Source organism: Bacteroides sp. D1 (genome assembly GCF_000157095.2).
GTDB lineage: Bacteria > Bacteroidota > Bacteroidia > Bacteroidales > Bacteroidaceae > Bacteroides > Bacteroides xylanisolvens.
In genome coordinates this window covers 154,241-171,322 of the sequence record NZ_JH114333.1, presented here as the reverse complement: position 1 = coordinate 171,322, position 17,082 = coordinate 154,241, and the positions used below count along the sequence as shown (strand labels likewise).

Annotated in this window: 14 protein-coding genes and 2 pseudogenes; 7 read left to right on the top strand and 9 right to left on the bottom strand. The window is 42.5% G+C overall.

Features of this window, described 5'->3' with window-relative positions; genetic code table 11:
- The first annotated feature begins 161 nt into the window (after positions 1–161).
- The 3 genes from BSAG_RS16795 to BSAG_RS16805 all read left to right on the top strand — a co-directional run bounded on the left by BSAG_RS16795 (position 162) and on the right by BSAG_RS16805 (position 2,584).
- On the top strand, positions 162–1,070 hold the full coding sequence (locus tag BSAG_RS16795) for an LD-carboxypeptidase (protein ID WP_004316651.1): 909 nt from the start codon (positions 162–164) through the stop codon (positions 1,068–1,070).
- A 70-nt stretch (positions 1,071–1,140) separates the two neighbouring features.
- Entirely contained in the window at positions 1,141–2,136 is a 996-nt protein-coding gene (locus BSAG_RS16800) for a M20 family metallopeptidase (protein ID WP_004316652.1), read from the top strand.
- A 22-nt stretch (positions 2,137–2,158) separates the two neighbouring features.
- On the top strand, positions 2,159–2,584 hold the full coding sequence (locus BSAG_RS16805; protein ID WP_004316653.1) for a SufE family protein: 426 nt from the start codon (positions 2,159–2,161) through the stop codon (positions 2,582–2,584).
- Between the two features lie 15 nt (positions 2,585–2,599).
- Here BSAG_RS16805 and BSAG_RS16810 read toward each other — a convergent pair whose 3' ends face one another.
- The 5 genes from BSAG_RS16810 to BSAG_RS16830 form a co-directional block, all read right to left on the bottom strand.
- On the bottom strand, positions 2,600–3,379 hold the full coding sequence (locus BSAG_RS16810) for a CPBP family intramembrane glutamic endopeptidase (protein WP_004316654.1): 780 nt from the start codon (positions 3,377–3,379) through the stop codon (positions 2,600–2,602).
- A gap of 139 nt (positions 3,380–3,518) precedes the next feature.
- Positions 3,519–4,499 carry a bifunctional riboflavin kinase/FAD synthetase gene (locus BSAG_RS16815; RefSeq protein WP_004316655.1) on the bottom strand — a complete coding sequence of 327 codons (981 nt, stop codon included), beginning with the start codon at positions 4,497–4,499 and terminating at the stop codon, positions 3,519–3,521.
- Between the two features lie 10 nt (positions 4,500–4,509).
- Positions 4,510–5,133 carry an HAD family hydrolase gene (locus tag BSAG_RS16820; RefSeq protein WP_004316656.1) on the bottom strand — a complete coding sequence of 208 codons (624 nt, stop codon included), beginning with the start codon at positions 5,131–5,133 and terminating at the stop codon, positions 4,510–4,512.
- Positions 5,123–7,828: a calcium-translocating P-type ATPase, PMCA-type gene (locus BSAG_RS16825; protein WP_004316657.1), complete on the bottom strand. Its 2,706-nt coding sequence runs from the start codon at positions 7,826–7,828 to the stop codon at positions 5,123–5,125. The genes BSAG_RS16820 and BSAG_RS16825 overlap by 11 nt, the downstream gene beginning before the upstream one ends.
- Before the next feature lie 90 nt (positions 7,829–7,918).
- Positions 7,919–9,094, bottom strand: a complete 1,176-nt coding sequence (locus BSAG_RS16830) for a sensor histidine kinase (protein ID WP_004316658.1) — start codon at positions 9,092–9,094, stop codon at positions 7,919–7,921.
- A 223-nt stretch (positions 9,095–9,317) separates the two neighbouring features.
- Here BSAG_RS16830 and rd point away from each other — a divergent pair, with 223 nt between their 5' ends.
- Positions 9,318–9,482: a rubredoxin gene (rd, locus tag BSAG_RS16835; RefSeq protein ID WP_004306971.1), complete on the top strand. Its 165-nt coding sequence runs from the start codon at positions 9,318–9,320 to the stop codon at positions 9,480–9,482.
- 158 nt (positions 9,483–9,640) lie between these two features.
- Here the strand turns inward: rd and BSAG_RS16840 are convergent, their stop codons facing one another.
- Positions 9,641–11,338 (bottom strand): Na/Pi cotransporter family protein, encoded by a 1,698-nt coding sequence (locus BSAG_RS16840; RefSeq protein ID WP_004316659.1) that lies wholly within the window; start codon positions 11,336–11,338, stop codon positions 9,641–9,643.
- Between the two features lie 82 nt (positions 11,339–11,420).
- Here BSAG_RS16840 and BSAG_RS16845 point away from each other — a divergent pair, with 82 nt between their 5' ends.
- Together BSAG_RS16845 and BSAG_RS16850 are read left to right on the top strand one after the other, a co-directional pair.
- A complete protein-coding gene (locus tag BSAG_RS16845) occupies positions 11,421–13,094 on the top strand; it encodes a nucleoside kinase (RefSeq protein ID WP_008016291.1) in 1,674 nt (557 codons plus the stop codon).
- 220 nt (positions 13,095–13,314) lie between these two features.
- Positions 13,315–13,716: a hypothetical protein gene (locus BSAG_RS16850; protein ID WP_008026182.1), complete on the top strand. Its 402-nt coding sequence runs from the start codon at positions 13,315–13,317 to the stop codon at positions 13,714–13,716.
- Positions 13,717–13,720: 4 nt separating this feature from the next.
- Here BSAG_RS16850 and BSAG_RS16855 read toward each other — a convergent pair whose 3' ends face one another.
- The 3 genes and pseudogenes from BSAG_RS16855 to BSAG_RS0222765 form a co-directional block, all read right to left on the bottom strand.
- Positions 13,721–15,031 carry an acetylxylan esterase gene (locus BSAG_RS16855; protein ID WP_004316662.1) on the bottom strand — a complete coding sequence of 437 codons (1,311 nt, stop codon included), beginning with the start codon at positions 15,029–15,031 and terminating at the stop codon, positions 13,721–13,723.
- A 16-nt stretch (positions 15,032–15,047) separates the two neighbouring features.
- Positions 15,048–16,421: an aminopeptidase P family protein gene (locus BSAG_RS16860; RefSeq protein ID WP_004316663.1), complete on the bottom strand. Its 1,374-nt coding sequence runs from the start codon at positions 16,419–16,421 to the stop codon at positions 15,048–15,050.
- 115 nt (positions 16,422–16,536) lie between these two features.
- Positions 16,537–16,809: pseudogene (locus tag BSAG_RS0222765) on the bottom strand (KilA-N domain-containing protein); the annotation flags it as partial.
- A 117-nt stretch (positions 16,810–16,926) separates the two neighbouring features.
- Between BSAG_RS0222765 and BSAG_RS24880 the strand changes: the two are divergent.
- Positions 16,927–17,082 (top strand): annotated as a pseudogene (locus BSAG_RS24880) (IS5/IS1182 family transposase); the annotation flags it as partial.

The following is a 17,082-nucleotide window of genomic DNA, read 5'->3' as shown; positions in this document are numbered from 1 at the left end:
CGAAAAAAATGCATCCGTTATGTAACATTTTGCTATATTTCATTTGTTTTGACTGTTGGATGTGCATGGAACCGTTTTTTCCTGTATTTTTGCAGATGAAAACAAATGCATCCGGGCAGTCTGGTATTTTATCAACGAAAGTCAATTAAATAAGAATATATATGGATATTCAATTTCCTCCCTTTTTGCAGAAAGGTGATAAAGTGGTTATTGTATCACCTTCGAGTAAGATAGACCAACAATTTCTGAAAGGCGCCAAGAAACGGATAGAATCATGGGGCTTGAAAGTGGCTATGGGAAAATATGCCGGAAGTTCATCCGGGAGATATGCCGGAACAATCAGGCAACGGCTGAAAGATTTGCAGGACGCGATGGACGACCCTGAGGTGAAAGCTATTCTGTGTAGTCGCGGAGGGTACGGGGTGGTACATTTGATTGATAAAATTGATTTTACGGCTTTTCATGAACATCCGAAATGGTTACTGGGTTTTAGCGATATAACAGCGTTGCACAATCTGTTTCAGAAAAATGGATATGCTTCTCTACATTCGTTGATGGCCCGTCATCTTACGGTAGAACCGGAAGATGATCTTTGTACGAACTATCTGAAGGATATCTTATTTGGGAATATCCCTTCTTATACGTGCGAGAAGCACAAACTGAATAAGCAGGGGACTGCACAAGGCGTTTTGCATGGTGGTAATATGGCGGTAGCATACGGTTTGCGGGGAACTCCATACGATATTCCGGCAGAAGGGACGATACTGTTTATTGAAGATGTCAGCGAACGTCCGCATGCCATCGAGCGTATGATGTATAATTTGAAATTGGGAGGCGTGCTTGAAAAACTGTCCGGACTGATTATCGGCCAATTTACGGAATATGAAGAAGACTGTTCGTTGGGTAAGGAATTGTATGCAGCTTTGGCGGATTTAGTAAAAGAGTATGATTATCCGGTCTGCTTTAATTTTCCGGTAGGACACGTGACTCATAATCTGCCGCTTATAAATGGCGCAAAAGTGGAACTTGTGGTCGGAAAGAAAAATGTGGAACTGAAGTTTATATGTTAATAAACCATTCCATCTGAACGATGCTGTGATGAAAATAACTAATTTTGAAGCCCTAATAGATGAAAGGACGATGAAAAAGAAAACTATGATAGTATTAATGAGTGCCTTTTTGTTATTATCAGCATTCTCTTGCGGAGGAGGTAATAAGGCAAATAGTACGAGTGAACAAAGCGAAGAGACAGCAGTGAATGTACCTCAATTTGATGCGGATAGTGCTTATTTGTATGTAAAGAATCAGGTGGATTTCGGGCCTCGTGTTCCTAATACAAAAGAACATGTTGCCTGTGGCAATTACCTTGCCGGTCAGTTGGAGGCTTTCGGTGCTCAAGTGACTAATCAATATGCCGATTTGATTGCTTATGACGGAACTCTGTTGAAAGCGAGAAACATTATCGGTTCTTATAAGCCGGAAAGCAAAAAACGAATCGCTCTGTTTGCGCACTGGGATACACGTCCATGGGCTGATAACGATCCTGACGAGAAGAATCATAATACTCCGATTTTGGGTGCCAATGATGGTGCCAGTGGTGTAGGGGCTTTATTGGAAATAGCTCGCTTGGTCAATCAGCAACAACCGGAGTTAGGTATCGATATTATTTTGCTGGATGCAGAGGATTATGGTGCGCCGCAGTTCTATACGGGGCAGCATAAAGAGGAATTCTGGTGTCTCGGATCACAGTATTGGGCACGCAATCCTCATGTACAGGGATACAATGCACGTTTTGGCATCCTGCTCGATATGGTGGGCGGTGAAGGTAGCGTGTTTATGAAAGAGGGATATTCTGAAGAATTTGCTCCCGATATAAATAAGAAAGTCTGGAAAGCGGCGAAGAAGATTGGCAACGGGAAGACGTTCATGGATGGTAACGGAGGATTTGTTACCGACGACCATCTGTTCATTAATCGCTTGGCACGTATTAAAACAATCGATATTATTCCATATAATCAGGAGGGTGACTTTACTCCAACATGGCATACCGTCAATGACAATATGGAGCATATAGATAAGAATACGTTGAAAGCAGTAGGCCAGACGGTATTGGAAGTGATCTATAATGAGAAATAACAGGATTAAATAATTATTTATAATGTCAATTAATGAATTACAGGACGAAGTGATTGCAGAATTCAGTGACTTCGACGATTGGATGGACCGTTATCAACTACTTATTGACTTGGGAAATGAGCAGGAACCACTTGAAGAAAAATATAAGACGGAACAAAATCTGATTGAGGGATGCCAAAGTAGGGTGTGGCTTCAAGCGGATGATGTAGATGGTAAAATCGTTTTTAAAGCGGAAAGTGATGCTTTGATAGTCAAAGGAATTATTGCCTTATTGATTAAAGTCCTTTCAGGACATACTCCTGATGAAATCTTGAATACAGATCTTTATTTTATAGACAAGATTGGGCTGAAAGAGCATCTGTCGCCAACGCGTAGCAATGGTTTGCTGTCGATGGTGAAACAAATACGAATGTATGCATTGGCATTCAAAGCAAAAGAGGGGAAGTGAAAAACTTCCCTTTTTTTATGGTTGCTTTCTGGAAGTCAGATTGTTCATGGTCAGTATGGTGCAGATAAGTAGCAGGATTGAACCGGCCAGAGTGACGAGATACGGGCTACCGTTAATCAGGTCATCCATATTCTCGGCTTCGGGATATTTGATGCTAAGATATACGGATAGCGAGTTGTTGAGCACGTGCATGAGTATACAAGGTATCAGGCTGCCTGTTTTGTAATAAGTCCATGCCAGCAGGATACCGATCAGAAATGCGGGAAGGATCTGGGCTGGATTTATATGAAAGACGCCGAACAGAAGCGCGGAAATCAGAATGGCTTTAGTCGGATTGTATTGTTGAAGTAAAGCGCGGGTGATTGCTCCGCGAAACAAGATTTCTTCAAGTACAGGACCGATGATAGCTATTGCAAGAATACCGCCCCAACCGGATTGGAGAATGTCGAAAGATTGCTCCATGATGTTGGGTATCCAGTCTAGCAGTCCCATAAGTGCAGATACCAGAAAGCCAGCGGTGAGAATAGCCAGCCCGCTACAAATTAGGAATGGCACTGATACAGGCGACCATGTCGCTTTCTTTTTACTGATATAGCCGGCTTTCCATAGATAAATACCCATCATAATCTGACCGGCTAATTGGGCCGGAATCATAATCATTTGCGTCAGGGCAACTTTATCCAAATCTCCTGTGGTGACTAACAAATAGATCGTACAGGGAATCATAATCAGGATAGGGGCGACAATCTGCGCAATGAGAAGGTCTATTAATATCAGTTTGATAGCCGTTTTCATTGGTCTTTAGTTAGTTGTAAAGAAACTATAGATAAACATAGCTAACATCGAAATAGCTATTACCACCAAAGAGATGCTCATAAATGACTTTTGCATAAGAATCTATTTTTAAATTATTATTGTTCGGTTATTGTATTATTTATTTTGTTTCTCTACTGTTACTGTTTGCCTTGCTGGCAAGAAGAATAGCTTCCGTCTCTTCTGCATCTTTATGGAGTTGCACTATTAACTCGTCGATACTGGAGAATTTCAGTTCGGGACGCGTCCGTTTTACAAAAGTAAGCCGGATGAATTTATCGTATATGTCCGAATGGAAGTGAAGGATATTCACCTCAATGGTCCGGTTAGGGCCATTATCAATCGTCGGGCGGACACCTATGTTCAGCATCCCCATATATGTTTTTTTATCGAATGTCACCCATACGGCATATACACCGTCCGCGGGGATCAGTTTATCAGGATCATCCACGCTTAAATTGGCCGTTGGAAAACCTATTTTGCGGCCTACCTGATAGCCGCCTACTACTATTCCGTCCAGGAAATATTCATATTTCAGGCAGTCGGCAGCCAGGTCTACTTCTCCTTGATGAAGAAGTTTGCGGATCAGGGAAGAACTTACCGGAACATTGGGTACGTTCTCTATTTCTATATTGCTGGTATATGCTTTGGCGCGGATCACTTCTATGCCAATTTCTTTCCCGTAGCGTACATAATCTTCGAAACCTTCGCTGCGGTTGTGCCCGAAACGATGGTCATAGCCGATAACCAAGTATTTTACCTGGTAACGTTCTTTTAACAGCTGCGTCATGAACTCCCGGGCAGTAAGCCGGGAAATTTCTGGAGTGAAATCAAGCATCAGACAGTAATCTACCCCGATGTTTGCCAGCAGCCTTATTTTTTCTTCCGGGGTAGTCAGAAGTTCCGGACGATAATTCGTGTTCATCACTTTGCGGGGATGAACGGGGAAAGTAACCAATGCAGAGCGTAGACCTTTGGCGGCGGCTATCTCTTTCACTTGCTGAATCAGATAGCGATGTCCTGCATGTACTCCATCAAAAAAACCGATGGTAGCTACACTGGGTTTCGGGTTAATAGCCGATGTGTCACGTATAATCTGCATATCTCTAAAATTATTTGCTGTTGAAAAGATGGCTCCAGTCTTCGCCTTCTTTTGCTGTGTAAGTGGAAATTCCTAAATTCTGCGCTGCCTTACAGTTCATCTCGGAATCATCGATGAAGAGTGTTTCTTGCGGCTCGATACCGGCATCCTCTATGATTGCCTTGAAGATTTCCGGTTCGGGCTTGGCCATTTTCATTTCAAAAGAGAGATATGTTTTCTCAAAATAGTCTTCCACCTTAAATGTGCGGTAGGGAAACAGGTGAATACATGTCCAGTCCCAATGGATTTGGTTGGTATTGCTCAATAAATAGACGACATATTTCTCACGTAATTTTAATAATAAATCAAGTTTGTGTGTCGGTATGTCTACTAAAAAACTATTCCAGGCTGCATCTATTTGTATGTCGCTCACTGCTTTGCCTATCATCTGCCGAACTCCGTCACGGAATTCGGCGGGTGTAATCAATCCTTTTTCCTGTTGCATCAGGAGTCCGTTCGGATTATGGATGTCCAGTAGGTCCTCCACGTTCCGGAGCCCTAATTTCTGAAAGTTCTCAATGCAACGTTGGCGGTCGAGATTGATAAGTACACCACCCAAATCAATAAGAAGGTTTTTTATTCCTTTACTTTTCATTTCTGTCTTTTTTGTGAATAATACGTTGAACAAGGCGAATAAGTTCTCCAACCCATAACACCGTGGACGAAACGCCTATAATAAGAAGCCAGGTTTGCCAGTTGAGCGGCTCCGTACGGAATACAGCTCCACCGAACTGTACGATCAGGAATTGTCCGGCAAGAATAGCCAGTACAATGAGCTCCATACCATACGATTTGGAAAGTCCCTTGAATGCCGAATCGGTAGTGCCGAATACACGGGCATTGAACAGATTCCAGAATTGCAGCATGACAAAGAAGGTGAAGAAAATGGTCAGGTTGTGTATATCCATACCTTCCGTGCTGTGGTCGAAATAATAAATCATTCCGAGCAGTACGATGAGGAAGATGGAGCCTACACCTAATATATTAGACTGCATTGCCTTACTGATAATAAAATCAGTGCTTCGACGGGGTTTCTCAAGCATCACGGTTTCGCTGGGCGGAATGGAAGCAAGGGCCAAAGCGGCAAAAGTGTCCATAATCAGGTTCACCCATAACATTTGTGTGACAGTCAGCGGAAGTTCCGTACCGATCACAGAACCTAACAAGACAATGAGCAGTGCTACGAAGTTGATCGTCAGCTGGAAAACAATGAAACGCTGGATATTCTTATACAGGGAGCGTCCCCACATAACGGCAGTTCCGATACTGTTGAAGGAGTCGTCGAGCAGGGTAATATCGCTGGCCTCTTTGGCTACAGAAGTACCTGTACCCATTGATAAACCTACTTGGGCATGATTCAAAGCCGGAGCGTCGTTGGTTCCGTCTCCGGTTACGGCTACGACTGCTCCTTTTTGCTGAAGCAGCTGTACCAGACGTTGCTTGTCAGTCGGGCGAGCGCGGGACATGATTTTTAAATCCATCACTCTATCCAATGCTTCTTCATCGCTCAATTCAGCAAATGCAACACCAGTGATTCGATTTCGTTCGGTATCTGTTTCGGGGTTCCAAAGACCTATCTGACGTGCGATTTCCGTTGCAGTTCCCGGAGTATCACCGGTCACGATCTTGATGCCGATACCTGCGGACTGGCATTTAGCAACCGCAGCAGGTACGTCCGGACGAATCGGGTCGGAGATGGCAACTACTCCCAAGAAATTCAGGTCGTTGGCTGAAACCAGTTCCGTACAATCGTTTGGCTCATTTTCTCCGACAATCTTGAATGCAAATCCAAGTGTACGCATAGCCATATTCTGATAGCCCAACAGTTGTGCTTCTACTGTGGAACGATATTCTACGGCGTCCACTCGTCGTCCGTCCAGGACTACTTCTTTACACTTGCCCAAAACAATTTCCGGGGCTCCTTTTATATAGAGTATTTTTTTCCCGATCAGTGGCGACTCAACAAGGGTTGCCATGAATTTCCGTTCGGTAGAGAAAGTGAGTTGGTCGAGGATATGTGCTTTCTCGCGAAGTTCCAGATAATTTTTTCCCTGCTTGTTAAGCCAAAGCAATAAAGCTACTTCGGTGGGATTTCCTACTCCTTTCGGCTTCTCACCGGTCGTTGACTCTTCGAGGAAAGCGGTTGAGTTAGCGCTTATTCCTTCTGCAATGAGTGTGCTGATATCATCATCGGACAAAACACTGCCATTTTTGATGCCGTAAAAATTAGGCTCGTGCACTTGCATGAGGTTTTGAGTCAGTGTACCGGTTTTATCCGTACAAATCACGGTGATGGCTCCCATTGTTTCGCAAGCGTGCATTTTCCGCACCAGGTTGTTGGTAGAAAGCATGCGGCGCATATTCAATGCCAGACTAAGCGTAACACTCATTGGCAATCCTTCAGGCACAGCTACTACAATCAGTGTAACTGCCATCATAAAATATTTCAGTGTCCGTTCGAAAACAGGAAGCCACTCATGCCATCCGTTCAGTGAACCGAAATCAAAGAATAACAATACGTCTTTGACAAAGAAAATAAGGAAAGCGAGACCGGCAACGGTAAAACCAATTTTTCCGATGAGGTTTGCGAGTTTGGTCAACTGTATGTTCAGCGGAGTAGGTTCGAGGTTGTCCTCCGTGCTCTGTCGGGCTACTTTCCCGATTTCAGTAGCATCTCCCACATGCAGAACGCGCATGGTGCCGTGACCGTCTACCACTGTCGTTCCACGCATCACCAGATTGGAAGCATAAGTTGCCTCTTCATCAAAGTCAGCTTCTACAGTTGTTTTATTAATAACGGGTTCGCCTGTCAGATTAGATTCGTTTACTTGCAAAGAGATGGCTTCCAGCAGTTCTCCATCGGCGGGAATTTCTTCACCCGTTTCCAGAATTACAATATCACCTACCACTATGTCTTTGCGGGGAATTTCTTGCACACGTCCATTTCGGATCACTTTTACCAATGTTTCTTCATTGACTGCATTCAGCAGATCAAACTTTTTGCTGGCATCATACTCGAAAAAGAAACCGATTCCGGTGGCCAGTAAGATAGCTGCTATAATTCCGATTGTTTCAGCGTATTCGTTCTCGATGATGGAAATGATTAACGAGAAAACGGCTGCTACTAACAGTACGCGTACAACCGGGTCTTCAAATTTTTCCAGATAAAGTTTCCAGAGGGAAGGACGCTTGGGAGGTGTTAACAGGTTAATACCATTTTTCTCCCTGCTTTGTAGGACTTCGTCATCCGTAAGTCCTAAATGATAATAGTCATTTTTATTTGTACTCATGCAGATACATGCGTTTAGTTTGAACCGCAAAAATACAACATAAAATTGTGATAAATTGTTTAATTAAAACTTTTTATGAAGTCGAATTTGTTATCGTGGTTTACCACATGTGCGATAAGGAATTGTAAACCAGAATGTAGAACCTTCACCTTCTACGGAATCCGCACCGATCTGACCGCCTAGTTTGGCGACAATGGTTTGAGAAATAGAGAGTCCCAGTCCGGCTCCTTTCTTATCTTTGTTCAGTTTCACAAAGCGCTCGAAGACATCCGGTAATTTCTCTGCCGGAATTCCGGCTCCGGTATCTTTTACATAAAAGTAAAGTTCGGTATCTCTTGCCTCATATCCGATGCGGATACTACCTTCATGGGTGAATTTAATGGCATTACCGGCAAAGTTGGAAAGCACCTGTGCCACCCGGTTACGATCCGTTTGAATCATGCACGAAGAACGAGACGGTTCTGCTATAATTTGTATATTTTCTCCGGCTTCATTGACTCTCATCTGGAAAAGTTGTTGTAAATCTGAAAGCAATAGATTGACGTCCACCGTTGTCTGTACAAATTCCAAGGTTCCGGCTTCGATTTTAGACATATCCAGAATGTCGTTAACCAACTGCATCAGAAGATCAGCATTCATTTTTATGATTTCCTGGTATTGAGCCTTTTCCTCTTCGGTATTTGCGCTGCCTAACACTTCTGCAAATCCGGTAATAGCGTTGAGAGGAGTACGGATCTCATGGCTCATATTAGCTAAAAAGGCAGATTTTGAAATATCCGCTTTTTCAGCTTTTTCTTTGGCTAGTCTCAATTCATTTTCGGCCTGTTTCCGTCGGGTGACGTCATGTACGGTGATAACCATATTCTCTTCTTCATTGAGAAGGAAGTAGGAGCCGGATATTACTGCGTCACATTCCACAGTTGTATTATCCGATGTGACTACGGATAAAGTTGCTTCGAGGTCCGTGAAGTTCCGTCTCTGTTCGAAGGCCTGACGTATGGCGGTACGTATCGGACAGGAACCGCAGAAACTATGTGTGCCGCAGCCTCCTTCGGCAGCCAATGCGTTACGGCATTGCAGCAGGTCGCCCACTCTTTTTTCTTCTGTTCCTTTTCTGGTTCCGGTTTTTTGGTAATAGTTGGTCTTCAGTACTTTAAAATCGTTATCTATTAGCAGAATAAAAGCATGTACATTCTTTAAAACGGCACCGGCGATATGGCTGGTACGTTCCAACTTTCTGGATTCACGGAACAATCGTTGTTGCATCCGTAGGCATTTCCTGCGTTCCCATAAAAAACTGATTAGTAGGACTGCGCATAAAACTATTAAAGTTGACAATAGTGCTATAAGCATAGTATAATATTGTTGTTTTAGCTTGATAATATGACTACAAAGATAGCTTTTTTCTTTAGTTTGGAAAATAGTGTTGAACAAATATCCAGCTATTTGTGTTATATTATTCAGAAAACCATTTAAAAATACGAACGTTATGAAAAAGTACATTTGCACGGTCTGTGAATATATTTACGACCCCGAACAAGGAGATCCGGAAAGCGGAATTGAACCAGGAACAGCCTTTGAAGACATTCCAGATGATTGGACTTGTCCATTATGCGGAGTCGGCAAAGAAGATTTTGAACCGTACGAAGGATAAAACCAAGAGAGAGAGAATTATTTAAGAGGAGAATGGCCGGGTGTATAGATATATGCCCGGTCTTTTTTGTTTTTCTGGAGGATGATTTAAATTAAAAAGGAGAATCAGTAATGCTATGATAGACTGATTCTCCTTTTTTAGGATTCAATTTTGCTCTATCAAGAAGCTTTTTTCTCTTTTACATCACTACTAGCTTCTACTACATTCACCACATAGTCACCTAGCTTTTCACATTCGGCAATAATATCCATGTAATAAACCCCCATCTGATAATCATATTCTTTGTTGTTTACGTCCAGAATGTTCTGATTCTTCAGTTGGTTACGGTAGTTATTAATTTCATTCTCGATGTTGAAGGACTTGTTGATATCGATGCTCTGATGTTCCGGCTTTTCTACTACCACAATCATTTGAGCAAGTGCATCGTTCGTCAGTTTCATCATGAAATGAATATGCTCATATTGTTTCTCGGTAAAATCTTGGTTGGTCTGACGTTTCCGGTTGATGGTACGTGCCAGGTTATAACAGCTGTCGCCGATACTTTCAATTTCCGTTACTTCACGCAGCATAGCACGTATCTGTAATTTACTTTCAGAACTTAACCGACCTTCAGATACTTGATTCAGGTAGTTGGCTATTTCAAGTTCCATGTTGTCGCTGATATTCTCATACTTCTCGATCCGGCTGAACAGCTTGTTGAAAACGTCATCCTTTTCTGTGTGTAGCAAATCCTGCACCATGCCGAACATCCGGTGTGTACGTTCTGCAAAAAGATGGATTTCTTTGCGTGCCTGAAGGATAGAAAGTTCAGCGGTAGAAAGCATACCACCGGTGATAAACCGCAAACGGGGCTCTTCGTCCTCTTCTTTGGGGTGGATAAGAGCACATACGGTACGTTCAATCAGTTTAACCGCCCATATCAGAATACATACGTTACAGATATTGAAAATTGAGTGGAAAGCCGATAACTTGTAGGAGATGGCAACTTCCGGATTGTTACTTTGGAAAAAGGTATCTACTACCCAGTTTACCAGTTCCATGAAAGGATGGAAGACAATCAAGACCCAGATAACACCGAACACGTTAAAAACAAAATGGGCCAATGCTGCCCGCTTAGCCTGTGTATTGGCTGTAAGTGCGGCAAGATTGGCCGTGATAGTGGTTCCGATGTTTTCTCCCAAAACAAGTGCTGCTCCCAGTTCCAGACTGATCCAGCCGTTGGCGCACATAATCAATGTAATTGCCATGGTGGCGGCGGAGGCCTGTACAATCATCGTCAATATAGTACCGATGAGTAAGAACAGAATGATGGAGAAGAATCCCATGTCCGTGTAGTTCTGTACGAAGGCAAGCATTTCCGGGTTGGCGTTCAGGTCGGGCGCGTTTGCTTTCAGATAAGAAAGCCCCATGAAAAGGAAAGAAAAACCGAAAATGAATTCACCGATGGACTTGCGGTTGCTTTTGCCGGAGAAGATGAGCGGAAGGGCGATGGCTAAGAGCGGGAGAGCGAAGGCAGCCATATCAACCTTAAATCCGAAAATTGAAATGATCCAGGCAGTCACGGTAGTACCGATATTAGCACCCATAATGACGCTGATGGATTCGGCAAGTGTGAGCAATCCGGCGTTTACGAAACTTACGACCATCACTGTCGTTGCTGAAGAAGACTGGATAAGAGCTGTTATCAACACTCCTGTTAAAACTCCCGTTACCCGATTGGTAGTCATTGCCGTTAGAATACTTCGCAATCTGTCACCCGCGACCTTTTGTAAGCCCTCGCTCATAATCTTCATTCCGTAAAGGAAGAGTCCTAATGAGCCTATGAGCTTTAAAAAATCATAAAAAGAATATTCCATCTATAATATTTTTAATGGTTATTTGTTCTCTATCTGATTATAAGTATATTAGTCCCAAATTATTCACCTTTTAACGAACTCGATGAAACAGATGTTACAAATATGTTGCAAAAATAACAATATTTCCAAAGAATTCCCTATCGGAAGCTCACTTTTGGATATTTATTACGGTTTTAATCTTAATTTTCCTTATCAAGTAGTAAGTGCCAAGGTCAATAATCGCTCCGAAGGACTTAACTTCAGAGTTTATAATAATAAGGATGTAGAGTTTTTGGATGTGAGAGATCAGTCCGGTATGCGTACGTATGTCCGTTCGCTCTGCTTTGTGTTATTTAAGGCCGTCACGGAACTGTTTCCCGACGGAAAATTGTTTGTAGAACATCCTGTTTCAAAAGGCTATTTCTGCAATTTGCGGATTGGCCGTCCCATTGAACTGGAAGATGTGACACGCATCAAGCAACGGATGCAGGAGATTATCGCGGAGAATATTTCCTATCATCGCATCGAATGTCATACGGCTGAAGCTGTGCGTGTTTTCAGTGAACGGGGAATGAATGATAAAGTGAGATTGCTGGAAACTTCCGGCTCGCTCTATACCTATTATTATACATTGGGTGATACCATTGATTATTATTATGGGAATCTGCTACCCAGTACCGGATATCTTAAATTATTCGATATCGTGAAATATTACGATGGATTGCTTCTCCGGATTCCGAGCCGGGAAAACCCGAATGTGCTTGAAGATGTGGTGAAGCAGGAAAAAATGCTGGATGTCTTTAAAGAATATCTGAACTGGAGTTATATCATGGGGCTTAACAATGCCGGAGATTTTAACCTGGCCTGTGAAGAGGGGCATGCAACCGATCTGATAAATGTTGCAGAAGCACTGCAGGAGAAGAAAATAGCCCAGATAGCCGATACCATATTCCATCGTGGTGAAAACGGTAACCGGGTAAAACTGGTATTGATTGCCGGACCATCCTCTTCGGGAAAGACAACTTTCAGCAAACGGCTTTCTATCCAGCTAATGACCAATGGACTGAAACCATTCCCGATCTCTTTGGATAATTACTTTGTAGATCGTGAAGAGACTCCTCTGGATGAAAACGGAAATTATGATTATGAATCACTGTATGCACTTGATTTGGAACTGTTCAACCAACAGTTGCAGGCACTCTTGCGCGGTGAAGAGGTCGAACTGCCTCGTTTTAATTTCTCTCTTGGCAAGAAGGAGTATAAAGGCGATAAACTGAAAATAGAAGATAATACGATTCTGATTCTGGAAGGTATTCATGCCCTGAACCCAGAACTGACACCGCATATACCGGCTGAACGGAAATTCAAGATTTATGTTTCAGCATTAACCACCATCTCTTTGGATGACCATAACTGGATTCCGACAACTGACAACCGTCTGTTGCGTCGTATTATCCGTGACTTCAATTATCGGGGATATTCGGCACGTGAAACGATATCACGCTGGCCGAGTGTACGTGCCGGTGAAGATAAATGGATTTTTCCCTATCAGGAGAATGCTGACGTAATGTTTAATTCAGCGTTGCTTTTTGAGTTTGCAGTACTCCGTTTGCATGCCGAACCTATTCTGATGGGTGTCCCGCGCAACTGTCCTGAATATTGCGAAGCATACCGATTACTTAAGTTTATCAAATATTTTGTTCCTGTACAGGATAAGGAGATTCCGCCTACGTCTTTACTGCGTGAATTTTTGGGAGGTAGTAGCTTTAAATATTAAGTAGAAAAATTAGGATATATTCGTTATTTGTACTTTCTTTGCAGAAAATATAAATTACCTTTTGTTGTAGTAAGGCAAGAGAACACAAAATAAACAATATTTGAATAGGATTCTTTAGGGGAGAATACTGTATAATGACTGTTATACTAAACTATAATATTGAACCTTTGGTTACTTTTGCTGTTATAAAAGGACTACATGCAACAAAAAAAATGTGAATATGATTTTTTATAATAGTCTTTTAGCAAAGTGGTTCTTGGGAAAAGGAAAGAAACACTATTTTATGTTAGGCTGGTTTTTCTTTACCCGGTATAAATATCTGGAAGTTTGGGAAGATATGGAGTTACGGATACATGCAAAGCAATATTGGGAATGCTTTTCTCTGACTCTGATACCAGCGTTGATTTTGTCATTACTGTTTTCATGGTGGTGTATGATACTACCATTCATAACTTATGACCTCCTTTATTGGTTTGAAAAGATCATCTACCACCATTCAATATTTAATTGGGAGGCGATAAAGCATAGCGGCGATACGCTTTATCTCCGAAAGAGAAAAGCGTATGCCTGGAAGAAAGGTTACGGGAAAAAAGAGTTGCCCGTATCCAGATGGAATGATTGATTCTTTATTTCAAATGCTTCTTTATCCAAAGCAGATGTCCATACTCCGTATCGTTAGAGGTCCAATGCTCATTAATAGGAGTAATCAGGGCTTCTTTCGGACAGTTTAGTACATTGTATACTATATAGCTGGTAGTCGGAGGACATACATCGTCATTGAATCCCCATGTTATATAGGTGTCTGCTTTTATCAATTTAGCAAAGTTCACTACATCATAATAGGCCATTGTCTTTATTTTTTCGGGGGTATCCATATCCACCGAATTTCTAAAGAAATGAGGATAGCCACCGGCACGTCCGGCTTTATAGCCTGCCATATCGCTTAATGCAGGATGATTGGCGACACAAGCTGTCACCCGTTCATCCAGTCCGGCGGTGATTAATGCCAGGGCGCCTCCCTGACTACCTCCTTGTGCGATTACATTTTTGCCATCCCATTCCGGTAGGGAAGTCAGAAAGTCGATACCGCGTACACAGGCTAGATATACCCGTTTCATATAATAATTATCACGACTGTCGAGCCCATTGGTCAGATAGCCGTTTTCTCTGCCATTGAAAGCGTTGCTGATTTCTTTAAATTCTTCATCAGTCATTTCCGGATTCAGGCCGTGTATCTCGAATTCAAAACGGATGCATCCTTGTTCCGCATAATATTTATGGCGTAGAGGTTCTTTGATGGTTTTGATACCTGCTCCCGGAGGGCACAAGACAACCGGAAACTTTCCTTCTTTTTTCGGATAGAATAAATATCCGTAGACGCATTGCCCACGTTTGTTCAGTTGCAATTTTACGAGATAACAGTCTATTTTATCAGTGGAATATTTTTCGACATGTTCTTTGGTATACGTTAGGGGAAATTCCTTTTGTTCTGCTTTTGCCTTTTCCCAAAATTCCTTGAAATCGGAAGGCATGGTGGTATACGGACGAAGTTTTTCCGGTGAAAATCCTACTTTGATATGATGTGAATAGGTCTTTCCATCTACGGTTGCTTTCAGGCGACAGTCGCGGAATCCCGGCTCTTTCATTGTGCCCACAGGAATCACTCCCCTGCCATTCTTTAAAGTTACACTTCCTTTGGTATCGGCAACAGGCATCATATCACCACCTATTTCATAAGTGACGGTTACGTTATCTCTGGGGATACCGTATTTATAGAATTGTACCTCCACAGTTGCTTTTTCTCCCGTTTTATAAAGCCAGTCGGCATGATTGGGTACGGTGACCCAAAGCACATCGCTTTTATAAGGATAGTTTTCAGCTACGGCGGATAGCAAGGTAAGTGACAATAGCCATACAGATAAAAGTAGTCTCTTCATGGTGTTATTCATTGTTTTATCTTAAAGCTTCCACCTCTTCCGGTGTCAAAGGAATCTTCTTACCTAATCGGCGGGCGCCGGTTTCTGTAATTAGATAATCTTCCTCATTGCGGATACCACCGAAGTCCTTATAAGTTTCCACTACATCATAATTGATGAAATCGGTAAATTTCTTTTCTCCTTTCCACATGTCAATCAGTTCCGGAATAAAATAAATACCTGGTTCTACCGTGTGTACAAATCCCGGTTCCAACGGAATGGCGAGACGTTGCGATTTGCGACCGAACTGTGTGCTCTTCGGCTGACCGTTATATCCTACCCATATCTCTCCTAGATTTTCCATGTCGTGTACATCCAATCCCATCATGTGACCTAATCCGTGAGGATAGAATAACGCATGAGCACCTTCGCGGACCGCATCTTCCGTATTTCCTTTCATCAATCCGAGTGCCTTCATACCGTCTACCATGACACGGGCAGACAGTTCGTATACCTCCATATAAGGAATACCCGGACGGAGGGCTTTTACAGATTCCAGATGCATCGCATTCTGAATCTCGTATACTTCGCGCTGGCGGGCTGTAAACTTTTTGTCGGCAGGAATGGTAGACGACATATCGCCTGCATAGCCTGATTCTACTTCTGCGCCTGCATCAATTAGGAATAAATCACCCGGTTTTACTTTATTTCCATGATAGTGGTTGTGTAAAGTCTGTCCGTTGATAGTGGCAATGGTGGCAAAAGAAAGCTGGCAGTTGTTAGATTCGGCCACCCGGTTCATTTCCGCTACCACTTCGTATTCATACATGCCCGGACGGAGCACTTTCATGGCGGTGATGTGCATATCGGCAGTTACATCGCAAGCCTTCTCTATTTCTACAATTTCTTCGGCAGATTTGTAATTACGTTGGGCGATAACGGCACGGATGAATGGAACAGAAGCTTCCTGACGTGTAGGGGGAATACCCAACCAATCCATCAGTTTCAATTTATGCTCGGGACGGTAAGGTGGCAGATAATGAACCGCTTTCCCTTTCTGGACGTACTTGTGGAGATAGCTTGTAATTTCTGCGGACGGCATCAGATTTTTTACGCCCACACGTTCACATTTTTCGTGTAATGTAGGTTGCGATCCCATCCATACGATTGCATCGATAGACAGTTCATCTCCGAAAATGATTTCTTTGTCTTCATCAATATCAATAATAGCCGAAAGGCCGGCGCATGAAAGTCCGAAATAATAAAGGAAAGTAGAATCCTGACGATAACGGAAGGTGTTATCCTCGTAGTTCAGTCCGCACTCGTCATTTCCGAGAAATAACAATACCCCGGAGCCTAAATTCTTTTTTAGCAGGGCTCTTCGCTGCATATACGTTTCTTTGGCAAACATATTGTCCTAATTTTTAGTTTTGTAGCAAATTTACATAAAAATGTTGGAATAAACGAATAAAGTTGGAAGAATATGTGTCTTACTCATGAACATCCTAAACACATAATAAAGAAGTTTATTTCAGTAGTTTCCTCTTTCCGTCACCTTCTAATATCTTCATTTGTTGAATGGCAATTTGATTGAGCTTAACCAGCCGTTCACCTTGTGGGATGCTTTGATTAATAAAGACAGCATTGAGATTTTCCATATTAGAAAGACAAATGAGTTCGTTGATAGAGGCATAGTCGCGGATATTTCCTTTTAGTTCGGGGTTCTGTTCATGCCACATCTTAGCTGTCATGCCGAACATCGCTACATTTAGCATATCAGCTTCGTCGGCGTAGATAATACTTAGTCGCCCCTTAGAATGTGCTTTTACGCCTAATAATCAACATATTAATATATAAATTGCTTTGATATATCTGCAAGTTTTTGTATCTTTATGGTTGAAAACTTGCAGATTATTATGATAAACAAGACCACCCCTCAGCCCTCCTTGTTCAGCTCTTTGACAGACCAGCTGAATCCCAGGCATCCCTTATACCTGCTTGCCAATAAGATAGACTGGCGCCGTTTTGAAAAAGCTTTCTCCCCGCTATACTGTGCCGTCAACGGTCGTCCC